The organism is Bacillus sp. PPSBB_2 (assembly GCF_045291115.1).
Classification (GTDB): Bacteria; Bacillota; Bacilli; order Bacillales; family Bacillaceae_G; genus Bacillus_A; species Bacillus_A cereus.
Window position 1 is genome coordinate 4,130,069 of the sequence record NZ_CP147983.1, and the last position, 14,309, is coordinate 4,144,377.

Consider the following 14,309-nt stretch of genomic DNA (forward strand, 5'->3'; position numbering starts at 1 on the left):
TACTTATCCCTATCTTCGTTTTTCTTAATAAATATGTTGTTTAAAATTATATGTAATAATGAGAAAAACGTCAAGCTTACACTGTTTCTTCTTTTTTCAACAGTTCATCTACTTCGTCTTCTAATTCAATTAGTTTATCCCAATCATCGTTGTTTAACATCTCAAGCTGTGTTTCTAATAACATACGGAAACGAGTTCGGAATACTTTCGCTTGTTTCTTTAGCTCTTCAATATCAAAAGCAACTTTTCTTGATTTTACTAATGCTTCGTTAATAATACGATCAGCATTCTTTTCTGCTTCACGCACAATTAATTTCGCTTCTTTTTGCGCATTACGTTTTACTTCTTCCGCTGCTTCTTGTGCAACGACGATAGATTTGTTTAACGTATCTTCAATATTAGAGAAATGATCTAACTTCCCTTCTAACTGCGCAACTTTTTCTTCTAAAGCTTTTTTCTCACGAATGACCAATTCATAATCTTTGATAATTTGATCAAGAAACTCATTTACTTGATCTTCATCATAGCCACGGAATCCGCGACCAAATTCTTTGTTATGAATATCTAATGGTGTTAACGGCACAACGCCACCTCCAAGTAGTTATCTAAATTTCCTCTTTCAATTATATCTTTTCTTCGACAAAATAGGAGGATTTCCTTCTAAAAAACCAATCATTTTAGTATACCATACAAAATTCTCCATTTGTCGCGTTTTGTTCTACCTTCTACAGAAAATAATTTACTTCGGCCATATCCTCTAACAGAAAAAACATCTCCTGGATAGCATTCATAAGAAGTTTGCTCCACTGTTTTCCAATTGACTTTTACTAAACCATTTTTTATGAAAGGTTGTACTTTCTGTCTAGATAAATGTAACATTTCAGCTAACATAACATCTAAACGAAGTGAAGAAACCGTTCCAGATTTCTCTCCCCACGTTTCATCTATCTGTAGAATTTGTTCTCCTTGCACTGACGCTAAAGAGACTTTTACTTTCCCTATTGATTGTAAGTTCATCTCAATATACGATACAATTTCTTTCGCAACTACAATTTGGGCACGATTTTCTTGCAGCAAAATATCACCACATTTTTCTCTTGTTAAACCAAGAGACATAAATGTACCTAATATTTGCCTATGTTCTAGCGTATAAAACTTGGAAGGATAGTCAATTTCTAATACTTCTACTTGAAATTCTTCTTCATTTAATTCTAGATAGTCTGGATAAATAAGTGCTCTTTTACGCTCTGCATTAGGCGTTGCACCACCAAATTGCACAGCAACATCACCTTGTCCTATTACCATAGAAACAATTTGTTGTTGCCTAGGATCAAGAAAATCCGTTAACTTCACTTGATGGTATTCCGCCGCTCGCTTCCACTCTAGCACTTTATCCACAAAGACCTCCTCATCAGGCCTAAAATGTTCGTAGATGCTCATGTATTTACCTTCTTACTATAAAAAATAGCTTAATAAACTGAACAAACCAGTTTTAGCAAGTTTCAACGCAAAGATCGCAACGATTGGAGAAATATCAATCATTCCAAGCGGCGGAATAAAGCGGCGGAATGGTTCTAAATACGGTTCACAAATACGTGCCAGGAACTCTCCAAAAGCTGATTCCTTTGCACCAGGAAACCATGATAGGAGAATGTAAATAATAAGTGCCCACGAGTAAATCTCGATAGCATAACTTAACACTATAAAAACTGTTGTCATGGCGTATTACCACCTCTTTATATTTGTTTCTTCTTCTTCACCGAATAACTCTGAAATCGCACCAACAATATCTACATTTTCAGGTGTACACATAAATGTTTTCGGTCCTATTTTTTGAATGTCCCCGCCTATAGCGTATACAGTACCACTTAAAAAGTCAACGATACGTACCGCTTGATCAGTAGACATTCTCTGCAAATTAATTACAACAGCTCGTCTACCTTTTAAGTGGTCCGCAATCCCTTGTGCTTCCGAATATGTGCGTGGTTCTAATAAAACAACTTTTGAAGATTGTTTTGCTGTTTCAATACTCACAACATTTTGCTTCGGTTGCGCTTTCGGAAACGTAACGTCTTGTTGTTCTGGTGGATCTTGCTGCTTTTTCATGTCTGTTTGCTCCTTTTCATAACCATATTGAGCTGCTTCTTTTTCTTCCGGTGTATCAAAAAAGAAGTATTTTACTTTTGACCAACTCATAATAAGATTCTCCTTCCTTTTACGCTTTCCCTACTAAAATCGTTCCCAAACGAATATATGTAGCCCCTTCTTCAATTGCAATTGTGTAATCATTGGACATTCCCATTGATAATTCTTTACATGGCGCATGTAATAACTCTAGCTCCTGCACCTCTGTTTGCAGCATACGTAATTCCTTAAAACAGCGTCTGATTTCTTCCTCTTCTTCTGTAAATGGAGCCATCGTCATTAGTCCAACCACTTCAATTTTATCGAATTCTTGCAAACTTTGAATAAAAGAAACAACCTCTTCTATTGCCAATCCTTGCTTCGATTCTTCAGATGAGGTTTTCACTTGAATAAAGCATTTCACTTTCTTATCAGCACGTTTCTGAATTTCTTTCGCCAGCGAAAGACGATCTAACGAATGTAAATAATCAATTTCATTAATGATTTCTTTTACTTTTCTCGTTTGTAATGAGCCAATAAAGTGCCAATTAACTTTTGAACCGAAATGCTCGTATTTCTGTAAGAAACCTTCATTTCTATTTTCACCTAAATCGATAATTCCAGCTTCAATTACTTCGTTTGTTTTTTCAATCCCTACAGTTTTTGTAACTGCAACAAGTTTAATATCTTGCAACGAACGTCCAGCTCGAGCGCAAGATTCTTTAATAGCTTCGTTTACAATTACTAAATTTTCTTGTACTGTCACTTGCTTCCTTCCTCCTTAAAACCTATGAAACTCAACATTCTTCCTGTCTTACCTTGATCACGACGATGAGAGAAAAATAGTTGCTCTTCACAGCTTGTACAAAGAGATGACATTACAATATGCTCTTCTTTTATGCCTGCTTGTACACATAATATACGATTAATTTCTTTTAAATTAATTGCGTACTGCCCGTCAGAAATTTTTTGATGAGGAACAGCACCGCTAACTACTTCCTGTGCTGCTGTTAATACACGATCATCCACAACATAACAACAAGATCCGATCGACGGCCCAATTGCAACATGAATTTCATCACTTGAAATACCTTCTGCATTCCACTTTTGAATCATTTCCTTTGCAATCTCTTGTACAGTGCCTTTCCATCCAGCATGCGCAAGTCCTATCATACCATGTGATGGTGCATAAAAATAGAGCGGAACACAATCCGCGTAACAAGACGTTAACAGAACATCTTCATTACTCGTATAAATGCCATCTGTTTTTGAAATGCCGTCCTCATATGAATAGACACCACTTCCCTTTTCCTGTTGCCCTACTTTTTCAACATGATGAGCATGAACTTGTTCAGAGCAAATCCAGTTTTCTAATGGTTTTTGTAACTTATTTGCTAAAATGCGTCTGTTTTCATGAACGTTCTCCACGATATCATTCACATGTAATCCTAAATTCATCGCATGAAAGGAGCCTGTACTTATCCCACCATCTTTTGTCGTAAATCCAGCAGTAATGTTTCCAAGTTCTTTCCACGCTTGTAAATACAGTATACCGTCCACATATTTAAATGGTTCTCTCATAATAAAGCGGCTCCTTTTAATTAAAATAACAGAAAAAAGCATGGTACTTCCTGTCTATTTTACCATACTTTTATTTTTTCATAATCCTAACAGAAAAAAAAGAGGAATTTGTAATATTCTTTATGAAATTGTCGGTGTTTGTATTGATTCTGTTACAGAATTAACAGGATTTACTCTTACAAGTATGACATCCTCCCCAATTTTCACAATTTCCTTCCAAGGAATTACAATCTCAACATCTTTTCCAAAAATACCTAGCATACGTGTCTGTTTGGAAATAATAACAGAACAAACTTGCCCTGTGTTCATATCAATTTCAATATCTCCAATATTCCCAATCCTTTTTCCATCTGAAATATTTATAACATCCTTCATCTGTAACTCTGAAATTCGTATCACCATTTTTATCCTCTCCCTTATATGACAAATTGGAAACTGTTTCTCATATTTACAGGAAGCCATCTATACGAAACACCATGCTAGTTTCATTATATGAACACTAATCCCCTACTATGAGCACAAACCATATTACATATAAAAAGGTCTCACCATAATTGGTGAGACCTTATCCTTGAATCGTTTTATTCATTTGTTTAATAGCTGACTTCTCTAAACGTGATACTTGCGCTTGGGAAATCCCAATTTCTTCTGCAACTTCCATCTGTGTCTTTCCTTGGAAGAAACGTTTTCTAATAATCATTTTCTCTCTATCATTTAAACGCTTCATTCCTTCTTTCAATGCTAATTCTTCAACCCACTGCTCGTCCTTTTGTTTTTCATCACTTAACTGATCCATAACAAAGATAGGATCTCCCCCATCATTATAAATCGGTTCAAATAATGAAACTGGATCTTGAATCGCATCTAAAGCAAATACTATCTCTTCATGAGTTACTTCTAGCACTTTTGCAATATCCATTGCTGTTGGTTCTTTTGAATTTTCTGCAATCAATTTTTCTCTTACTTGCAAAGCTTTATACGCAATATCTCGCAATGAGCGCGATACGCGAATCGGATTATTATCACGCAAATATCTGCGTATTTCCCCAATAATCATCGGCACAGCATACGTTGAAAATTTTACATTTTGGCCTAAATCAAAATTATCAATTGATTTCATAAGTCCGATGCAACCAACTTGAAATAAATCGTCAACATATTCTCCTCTGTTATTAAATCTTTGGATGACGCTCAGTACAAGACGTAAGTTTCCATTCACTAATTTTTCTCTTGCGCTTATCTCTCCACTTTGCATTTCACGAAATAATTTACGCATTTCATCATTTTTTAATACTGGAAGTTTAGCTGTATCAACACCGCAAATTTCTACTTTGTTTCTCGTCAAAGTGTTCCCTCCTATCGGGAGTTGCTGTACAGTGTAAAGTATTTCCTTTGAAGGGGATTTTATGCATGTGGTTTTTTCACGATTTTTTATTTAAATTATCTTTCCTAATACAACTAAATAGAATAAGACCAGCCTACATAACGGCTGGTCTTATTCTTCACACCATTTTATTAAATTCTTTTCGTAATCTTTTTATAATTCTTTTTTCTAAACGCGAAATGTATGACTGTGAAATCCCAAGCATATCCGCCACATCTTTTTGCGTCTTTTCCTCTCCTCCAGCAAGCCCAAACCGAAGTTCCATAATTTGTTTTTCACGATCATTTAATTGGTGTAATGCTTTCATTAAAAGGTGACGATCTACAGTAGCTTCTAAATCTTTTGTAATAATATCATCATCTGTACCTAACACGTCAGACAATAACAGTTCATTCCCATCCCAATCAATGTTTAGTGGTTCATCAAAAGAAACTTCCGAACGATTTTTGTTATTTCGACGTAAATGCATTAAAATTTCATTTTCTATACAACGCGATGCATATGTTGCTAATTTTATTTTCTTTTCTGGATTAAATGTATTTACCGCTTTAATAAGGCCGATTGTTCCTATACTAATCAAATCTTCAATATTTATCCCTGTATTTTCAAACTTTCTTGCTATATATACAACGAGCCTTAAGTTACGTTCAATAAGTAATGACCTTGCTGCCTGATCTCCTTTTGGCAATTTATTCAAAAGAACTTCCTCTTCTTCTTTTGTTAACGGTGGTGGCAACGCTTCACTTCCACCAATATAATAAATTTCATCGGTCTTAATTCCTAATTTCAGCAATACTTTATACCAAAGGTATACTAAATAAAATTTTAATTTCATCATATTATCCCGCCTCTCATTTATTAAGCGATCACCATTTTTTGCGAAATCAACATTTTTGGATGCACAATACATTGATACTCCCCATTAGTAGACAGCTGTTGTGTATTTAATCCAATTAATACTTTGTTTACAACAATAGAACTACCTTCATGGTCAACTTGCACACTGTCAGGCTTAATTGCCCACAAAAATTGACTCTCTACTCCTACTGCACGGAAAGGAATTAAGCGTAATTTGGTCGCCCAACCAGAATCATTTTCTGGTATTTGAGGAATTTCTGTTTTGGAATAAATTTGTTCTGTTAACCAAGATGGTAAGCAATGTTCTAATGATGAAACATGCATAATCATAACAGGTGTTTTTGTTAATGGGTCATAAAGTTGGTTCCCACTGTCAATAAGACCTGCGAGTTCTAGTTCTTCTTCGGCTAATTGAATTTTTACTTTCACAATTTGATCATAGTGTATTTTCGTGACCTCTACGCTTTCAATACGCTTTTTAGAAAAATAATAAATTACTGGAAAACCAAAAATAACAAATAACCAACTAATTGGATCACCGTAAGAAATTGACTGAGATTGAACCAATCCATTTACCATTTCATTCGTTTGCAAAAAGAAATGAGTTCCAATTAATCCTCCGCCAACCATAAAGGTTACAAAGTAAAAAGTAAAAACAGTTTGTGCATAATTTCTAAATGTTGTAAACCCAAATGCTGTATACACAATAAGTAACGAGTACAGTAGTTTCATAATTGGATGTGTCATCATAGAAGCAAAAGGAGTAAAGGCAAAAATAACAATAGTTGAACCTATAAATGCCCCTAACACAAGCCTCCATCTTTTGATTTTCTTTTTTAACAAGGTAGCTGTTAATAAAAGCAAAAGAAAATCAATGCAGGCGTTTAACAACCAAACAACGTCGGCGTAAACAACCAAACAAGTCACCTCTTTTTTCAAGTTGAGACTAGTATAATGCATATCCAATAGGAAAGTGTGTCAATTTGCGGAGGTGTTTTTTTGTTATTTTGTGATTTCTAGACATAATCTGTCGGTAAAAAATAAAAGTACAAATTCATAGAATGATATACTCTTATTTTCACAAACAAAATATATTGAAATATACGAAATAAAAAAAAAGACCTGCTTAGCAGGTCTTTTCCATAAAAAACAAAAAGGAGCATGAAAGCTCCTTTTTTTATCGTCTACGACGGTTACGTAAAAATGCTGGAATATCGATATCATCTGAATCTGAATGACGCTCATGTACAACTGGCTCTTCACGCTTCATTTCACGTTTTACTTCACGCTGTTTTGAAGGTTGAGCTACTGGTTGTTGCTGTTGTTGCGTGTGGTTCGCATTCGGACGAATAATTGGTTTTGGTGGTTGAGTTGCAATGCTATCATCAAAACCAGTTGCAATTACAGTTACAACGATATCATCTTTTAATCCTTCGTTAATAACAGAACCGAAGATCATATTTACTTCTGGATCTGAAGCTGAAGCTACGATGTCTGCCGCTTCTTGTACTTCATATAAGCTTAAGTTAGCGCCACCCGTAATGTTCATGATAACACCTTGAGCTCCATCAATAGATGTTTCTAGTAATGGGCTAGAAATCGCTTTTTTCGCAGCTTCTGCAGCACGATTTTCCCCATTACCAGAACCAATACCCATTAAAGCAGAACCTCTATTAGACATAATTGTCTTTACGTCTGCAAAGTCTAAGTTAATTAAACCTGGCGTTGCAATTAAATCCGAAATACCTTGAACACCTTGACGTAATACGTTATCAGCTTCACGGAATGCTTCTAACATTGGCGTATTTTTATCAACAATCTCTAATAAGCGATCGTTTGGAATTACAATAAGAGTATCTACATTTTCTTTAAATGCTGCAATACCAGATGCTGCTTGCGTCGCACGCTTACGTCCTTCAAAAGTAAATGGACGTGTTACAACACCTACTGTTAAAGCACCTAATTCTTTTGCAACTTGAGCAACAACTGGAGCTGCACCAGTTCCAGTTCCACCGCCCATACCGGCAGTTACGAAGACCATATCCGCACCACGAAGTGCTTCTTGAATCTGTTCTTTACTTTCTTCTGCAGCTTTTTTCCCTACTTCAGGGTTTGCGCCTGCACCAAGTCCACGCGTTAATTTTCCACCAATTTGCATTTTTGTTTCAGCTTTTGATAGATTTAATGCTTGTGCATCAGTGTTCACAGCGATAAAGTCTACACCTTGTACACCGTGTTCAATCATACGGTTTACAGCATTGTTTCCGCCACCGCCGACACCGATAACTTTTATATTCGCTAATTGATCTTGAGTAGTATCAAACTCTAACATGTCGAAATCCCCCTAGAACCTCATTTTTCGTGTCCAATTTTAATCCCATAAATAACGGAATACACGTTTTACTTTTGACATCATGCGGTCATCATTTTGATTATTATTGTTTTGATTACGAGTTTTTTGTTTCGTGGGTTGCTGTTGTACCGGCGTTGGTGCTGGTGCTGGTACTGGTTCAAAATGCTCTTGCTTTTCCTGCACATTTTTCCCACGTAATTTAGCTTTTTGATAAGAATGTTTAATTAATCCAACTCCACTTGTATATTGGGGCTCACGCACACCAATATAATCAGGAGTTGCTACACGAACATTTTCATGTAAAATATCATATGCAAGATCAAGAACACCTGGCATAGAAGCAATTCCGCCAGTTAGTACATAACCAGAAGCCACTTGCTTTACTCCTAACTTACGCACTTCATCTTGAACAAACATTAAAATTTCCTCTACACGAGCCTCTATTATATCCGATAATTCCAACTGAGAATATTGTTCTGTTTGATCACTTCCCATAATAGGAACCGTAAACATCTCTTCTTCAGATGCTGTATCATAAAAAGCATGTCCATATTTCAACTTAATTTGATCTGCATTTTCTGTTGAAGTTTTCAACCCAATCGCAATATCTTTCGTTATATGGTCTCCACCTAATGGTAATACGCTCGTCGCTTGTAACTCTCCATCTTTAAAAATAGATAAAGTTGTAGATCCTCCCCCCATATCAACAAGGGCTACTCCTCTATTTTTTTCATCTGAAGATATTGCAACTGTTGCAGCCGCTAAAGGTTGAAGACAAATATCAACAATTTCAAGACCTGCTTTTTCTACACAACGAAGTAGGTTATGTAGTAAAGTTCTCGAGCCTGTAATAAGTGTACCTTCCATTTCTAATCTTACACCGATCATCCCGCGTGGATCGTTAATCTCGTCAAGACCGTCTACGATGAACTGTCGAGGTACCACATCAATAAACTCACGTTCTGGAGCAATTGACACAACTTGTGCTGCATCTAGAACGCGTAAGACATCTTCATTCCCGATTTCACGATCTTCATTTGAAACAGCGACTACTCCGTGACAAGGAAGTAGCTGTACCTGGTTTGCATTGACACCTACTACAACTTGCTCAATGTGGATTCCCACCATGCGCTCAGCTTGTTCAATTGCTTTTTTAATTGATCGAACAGTCTCGTCTATATCAACTATCGATCCCTTCTTTAAACCATTTGATTTTACATTTCCAACACCAATAATGTTTAAGCTGTCATTAACCATTTCACCAATGATGACTTTAACATTGGATGTACCGATGTCAAGACTAACATATATTTCATTGCTGTTCATTCTTTGGCACCTCCTTCTTTATTTATACCATACAACTCAATATATGGAACAACAATCGCAACTTTACTATTTATAAGAAAAATATTCAACGTCTTTATACGTTTCCCTTTTTTAACCCTATATTTTTCTTATTTTTATTTAGCATTCAATTAAGAATATCGCAGTAAACTATGAATAACTGCTTATCTTGAAATAATTCTATTTCGAGTGTAAAGTTTACCGCCAAGTATAAGTCTACACTAAGATGTACTCATAGAAAAGTGAAACTTGTACCAATACTAGTATGAATCTAAGAATTTTTACATATTTTTCATCAAATGAACCATTCTTCTAAATTCGTATACACATAATAGAACATTCGTTTCGTTTTTTCTGCTATAAGTAACGAAAACTACCATTCTATTCTTTTTTTTCTTCCGCACCTAATTCTTTCGTATATGCACCTACTTCTAAGTCAATTAATACCTTCTTACCTGGCTCAATTGTTTTTAAAATAAGCGGATAGGCTTCCATACGTTTTGCGAAATTTTGAATTGTAGTGCTCACTTCATAACCTTCATTCATATATAAAGTAAGATGATCTTCATTCGCATTCGTTGGTGAATAGCGAATCTCCGAAATAGATTTTAAAATAGCTGGTGTTAATTTTTCTAGTTCAGCGATTAACTCCTTCATTTTCTCTTCTTTAAAAGGTTCGAAAATCGGTGCTGCAACAGGAAGTTTTCCATTAGGTAGTACATCAAGTGTTTTTCCATTCTCTAATAACGGTTGTAATTTTCCCTCTTTATTTATATAACCAATCGTTACATATTCTTCGATATGAATATCAATATTGTTTGGAAAACGTTTTTTTACATTTACTGCTTTAATTTCTTTTCGCTTCGTTAAGTTTTCTTCAGCTTTATGTGCTGTCACTCGGAAATAACTTGTATCATATGTCACGCCTGAATCCTTCATTACTTGTTCATCCGTCATATAGTGATTTCCAAACACACTAATCTTTTTTATATTACTAAGCGGAGACCGAAAATAAATTAAAAAGAGCACTAATAAAAATAAAATTGATATGTATAAAATCAATCGATGATTAACATTTTTTTTGTTTTTTTTCTTTTGATTTTTCAATTTTGGTACACGATCTTGTAGTTTAATCACTTTACTATTATTCATGTACGATCCCCCTATGTAACATAAAGAACGGCATGTTCCTCATGCCGTTCTTATCTTCTTATTATAACATAAATGATAATGAGCGGAACGAATAACCGTTATCTTCCAATGATTTCTACTTCTGTGTGCATATCTACATCAAATTTATCCTTAATTGTATGTTTTATTAATTCAATTAAAGACAATACATCTTGCGCTGAAGCTCCCCCGGTATTAACAATAAAATTGCCATGCATTTCAGAAATTTGAGCTCCACCAATCCTATAACCACGAAGCCCTGCTTTTTCTACTAAATCTCCTGCAAAATGTGGGATTGGATTCCGAAATACACTTCCTGCACACGGGTGATTCCATGGTTGCGTTTCACGGCGGTAATCTTTATTATTTTGCATGCTACGTACAATTTCTTCACGTTTTCCCGCCTGTAATTGAAACACCGCCTCTAAAACAATACCAGGACGTTTCGTTTGCAATACAGATGCCCGATAAGAAAACTCCAGTTCTTTATTCGTTAACCAGTCAATTGTACCGTCTTCAAACAGAATGAGAGCCTTCGATAATACACTCGATATATCCGATTTATGTGCACCTGCATTCATATATACTGCACCACCGACACTTCCTGGAATACCGCTTGCAAACTCCAATCCAGCTAACCCTTGACGACTAAGTAAAGTTGACAATTTAATAAGAGGATATCCACTACCAACTCTTACCTTATGTTTTTCGACCTCTAAGTGATCTAATCCTTCTCCTAAACGAATAACAACACCTTCTATGCCTTGATCAGATACAAGAAGGTTTGAACCGCGACCAATTACAGTCCACTTCGTTTTGTATTGTTTTACTAACTGTAATGTTTTTTCAATACCGGCTACATGCTTTGGCACAATTAAAATATCCGCTGGTCCACCTATTTTCATAGTTGTATAACGTGCTAACGGCTCGTTAACTAAAACACGACCAACGTCTGCTTCTATAAGCTCATTTACTAATTGTTCCATAGACAATCTCCCCCATATTAAGTCTCCTTATGACAATAATATGCAGGGCGTTCACCTAACGTTATCCCTCTATTTACGGGCAGTACAGCTCCTAAATCAAAATTAGGCGATAATAAAGAAATTAGGCGGAATGAGGATACCAGTAAACATCCGATTAGTGAAAGGTAATAATCAACGAGAGAGAATCACTCCCCGCTGATTAAAGCCTCACTTTATTTTTTTACAAGCTTATTCATTACTTCATACAGCTTATTTGCTGCATCTGGAATACCTAGTTGCTTAGCAGCTAGCTTCATATTTTGTAATGTTTGTGCATCTAATAAAATCTCATCAATATCACGAATAAGCGTTTCAGCTGTTAAATCTTTTTCTAGTAACATTTTTGCCGCTCCTTTATCAACAACTGAACGTGCATTCTTTTCCTGATGATTATTTGTTACATACGGACTCGGTATTAACACACTTGGTTTTCCTAACGCTGTTAATTCTGCAAGTGTTGTTGCCCCAGCCCTTGAAACAACAAGGTCTACACCAGTTAGTACCTCTGGCATATTATGAATGAACGGCTTAATAATAACATTGCTTGGGTTCCCTTTTTGCTTCACGGCTTCCATCACTTTGTCATAATGTACTTCACCTGTTACATATAGTATTTCGTAGCTTTTGTTCCCAAACTGTTCAATTGCTTCAACGAAGGCATCGTTAATCGGTCTAGCCCCACGACTTCCACCAAATATAAGTACAGACTTTTTAGGAAGAGAAAGCCCAACTGAACGTTTCCCCTTCATTCCATTTTGATCCATTACCTCTGATGCTCGTGGATTACCTGTCATTACCACTTTTGACTCTGGAAAATGCTCTATAGCTGCTTCAAAACAAACAGCAACTTTATCAACATAACGGCTTAAAAACTTGTTCGTTACACCTGGTACACTATTTTGTTCATGTACAATAGTTGGAATACCTAATTTGGCTGCAGCGTATACAACTGGTCCACATACATATCCACCCGTTCCAATTACGATATCCGGATTAAAACGACGAATATATCGTTTACTATCCTGTACACCTTTTAGAAAACGCATTACTGTTTTCACATTATCTAATGATATTTTTCGTTTAAATCCACTTATAACAATAGATTGAAATGGTATACCTGCTTTTGGAACGATTGTACTCTCTAGTCCATTTTCCGTACCAATATATAAAAATCTTGCTTCTGGATTTAACTTTTTTATTTCTCTAATTAAAGCAAGAGCTGGATAAATATGACCACCAGTACCCCCACCACTCACTAATACACGCACTACTAACTCCTCCGCTTCTCTTTTCTTATTTCCATTATATTTATTTCTATATACATATTGCATTTTTACACACATACGAAAAACCCTGTCTTATAAACAGGGTTTAGTAGCGAGAATGGCGACTTATATTTAATAATACACCTACTGCCATTAACATTAATGTCAAACTTGATCCACCATAACTTAAAAACGGCAAGGTAATACCCGTAACAGGCATCAGTCCTGTTACAACACCAACATTAATCATTACTTGAATCGCAATCATCGCCACAATACCTACTGCTAAAAACGTACCATATAAATCTGGCGCTCCTAATGCGATACGAATCCCGCGCCATAATAATAGACTAAATAATAATAACACAAATGAACCACCAATAAAACCTAATTCCTCGGATAAGATCGCAAATATAAAGTCAGTTTGTGGTTCAGGTAAATAAAGAAATTTTTGTCTACTTTGTCCAAGTCCAAGCCCAAATAATCCACCAGGTCCAATTGCAAGTAATGATTGGATAATTTGAAATCCACTCCCGAGCGGATCTGACCACGGATCTAAATATGATGTAATGCGTTTCATTCGATACGGTGCTGATGCAATTAACCCTACAAATCCTGCTACACCAATCAAACCAAACATTGCAAAGTGAAAGACCCTCGCTCCCGAAATGAATATCATAATGATACATGTCCCAACCATTACCGTTCCTGTCCCAAGGTCTGGCTGTAACATAATCATCCCAAAAGCAAGAAACACAAAACTAAGAGCCGGTAATAAACCACGTTTAAAAGATGTAATCAATTTTTGCCGTTCTGCTAAAAACTTTGCCAAGAAAATAATCATCGCAAACTTCATAAATTCTGACGGTTGAATCGAAAATGCTCCGATTCCAATCCAACTTCGTGCTCCTCCTCGAACAAGACCTACTCCAGGAATAAGAACGAGAATAAGAAGAATGAAGCAAACTAGCAAAATCACTTTTGAATACGTACGCCACACCCAATAATCAATTTTCATAATAAAAAACATAGCTACTACACCAAGACCCGCAAACAGTAATTGTCTTTTTGCAAAAAAGAATGAGTCCCCCATTTTATAAGAGGCCCAAACTGCACTCGCACTATAAACCATAATCATTCCGATTGTCAACAATGAAAGTGTTACGATGATGAGCATAAAATCAGGCGTTTTCTTCATTACCCAC

The 14,309-nt window shown here is 35.8% G+C and carries 16 protein-coding genes and 1 other annotated feature (1 of these 17 cut by a window edge); all 16 genes read right to left on the minus strand.

All coding sequences use genetic code 11. The features are described from left to right. Positions 1-25, minus strand: a binding site (T-box leader); it reaches 199 nt to the left of the window's first position. Between the two features lie 51 nt (positions 26-76). After that, on the minus strand, positions 77-583 hold the full coding sequence (gene divIVA / locus V6946_RS20515; RefSeq protein WP_001131611.1) for a septum site-determining protein DivIVA: 507 nt from the start codon (positions 581-583) through the stop codon (positions 77-79). Between the two features lie 89 nt (positions 584-672). Continuing rightward, on the minus strand, positions 673-1,440 hold the full coding sequence (locus V6946_RS20520) for an RNA-binding protein (protein WP_002164454.1): 768 nt from the start codon (positions 1,438-1,440) through the stop codon (positions 673-675). A gap of 15 nt (positions 1,441-1,455) precedes the next feature. Next, on the minus strand, positions 1,456-1,719 hold the full coding sequence (locus tag V6946_RS20525; protein WP_000214232.1) for a YggT family protein: 264 nt from the start codon (positions 1,717-1,719) through the stop codon (positions 1,456-1,458). Between the two features lie 6 nt (positions 1,720-1,725). Further along, positions 1,726-2,196 (minus strand): cell division protein SepF, encoded by a 471-nt coding sequence (locus V6946_RS20530; RefSeq protein WP_000119129.1) that lies wholly within the window; start codon positions 2,194-2,196, stop codon positions 1,726-1,728. A gap of 19 nt (positions 2,197-2,215) precedes the next feature. Further along, entirely contained in the window at positions 2,216-2,890 is a 675-nt protein-coding gene (locus tag V6946_RS20535; protein WP_000218005.1) for a YggS family pyridoxal phosphate-dependent enzyme, read from the minus strand. After that, a complete protein-coding gene (pgeF, locus tag V6946_RS20540) occupies positions 2,887-3,705 on the minus strand; it encodes a peptidoglycan editing factor PgeF (RefSeq protein WP_001209008.1) in 819 nt (272 codons plus the stop codon). The genes V6946_RS20535 and pgeF overlap by 4 nt, the downstream gene beginning before the upstream one ends. Positions 3,706-3,825: 120 nt before the next feature. Next, complete coding sequence (locus V6946_RS20545; protein WP_000236750.1) at positions 3,826-4,107, minus strand: YlmC/YmxH family sporulation protein; 282 nt, start codon at positions 4,105-4,107, stop codon at positions 3,826-3,828. Between the two features lie 163 nt (positions 4,108-4,270). Next, entirely contained in the window at positions 4,271-5,050 is a 780-nt protein-coding gene (sigG, locus tag V6946_RS20550) for an RNA polymerase sporulation sigma factor SigG (protein WP_000197753.1), read from the minus strand. Positions 5,051-5,207: 157 nt separating this feature from the next. Next, positions 5,208-5,927, minus strand: coding sequence for an RNA polymerase sporulation sigma factor SigE (sigE, locus tag V6946_RS20555; RefSeq protein WP_000976948.1), 720 nt, complete (start codon positions 5,925-5,927; stop codon positions 5,208-5,210). Positions 5,928-5,947: 20 nt separating this feature from the next. After that, entirely contained in the window at positions 5,948-6,865 is a 918-nt protein-coding gene (gene spoIIGA, locus V6946_RS20560) for a sigma-E processing peptidase SpoIIGA (protein ID WP_033692899.1), read from the minus strand. A gap of 259 nt (positions 6,866-7,124) precedes the next feature. Then, on the minus strand, positions 7,125-8,279 hold the full coding sequence (gene ftsZ, locus V6946_RS20565) for a cell division protein FtsZ (protein ID WP_000888984.1): 1,155 nt from the start codon (positions 8,277-8,279) through the stop codon (positions 7,125-7,127). Between the two features lie 39 nt (positions 8,280-8,318). Then, a complete protein-coding gene (ftsA, locus tag V6946_RS20570; protein WP_001087558.1) occupies positions 8,319-9,626 on the minus strand; it encodes a cell division protein FtsA in 1,308 nt (435 codons plus the stop codon). Between the two features lie 399 nt (positions 9,627-10,025). After that, positions 10,026-10,796: a cell division protein DivIB gene (divIB, locus tag V6946_RS20575; RefSeq protein WP_001065794.1), complete on the minus strand. Its 771-nt coding sequence runs from the start codon at positions 10,794-10,796 to the stop codon at positions 10,026-10,028. Between the two features lie 98 nt (positions 10,797-10,894). After that, on the minus strand, positions 10,895-11,800 hold the full coding sequence (murB, locus tag V6946_RS20580; protein WP_000437024.1) for a UDP-N-acetylmuramate dehydrogenase: 906 nt from the start codon (positions 11,798-11,800) through the stop codon (positions 10,895-10,897). Between the two features lie 212 nt (positions 11,801-12,012). After that, positions 12,013-13,107, minus strand: coding sequence for an undecaprenyldiphospho-muramoylpentapeptide beta-N-acetylglucosaminyltransferase (gene murG / locus V6946_RS20585; RefSeq protein WP_025709060.1), 1,095 nt, complete (start codon positions 13,105-13,107; stop codon positions 12,013-12,015). A gap of 103 nt (positions 13,108-13,210) precedes the next feature. Continuing rightward, entirely contained in the window at positions 13,211-14,302 is a 1,092-nt protein-coding gene (spoVE, locus tag V6946_RS20590) for a stage V sporulation protein E (protein WP_000753524.1), read from the minus strand. Positions 14,303-14,309 lie beyond the last annotated feature (7 nt).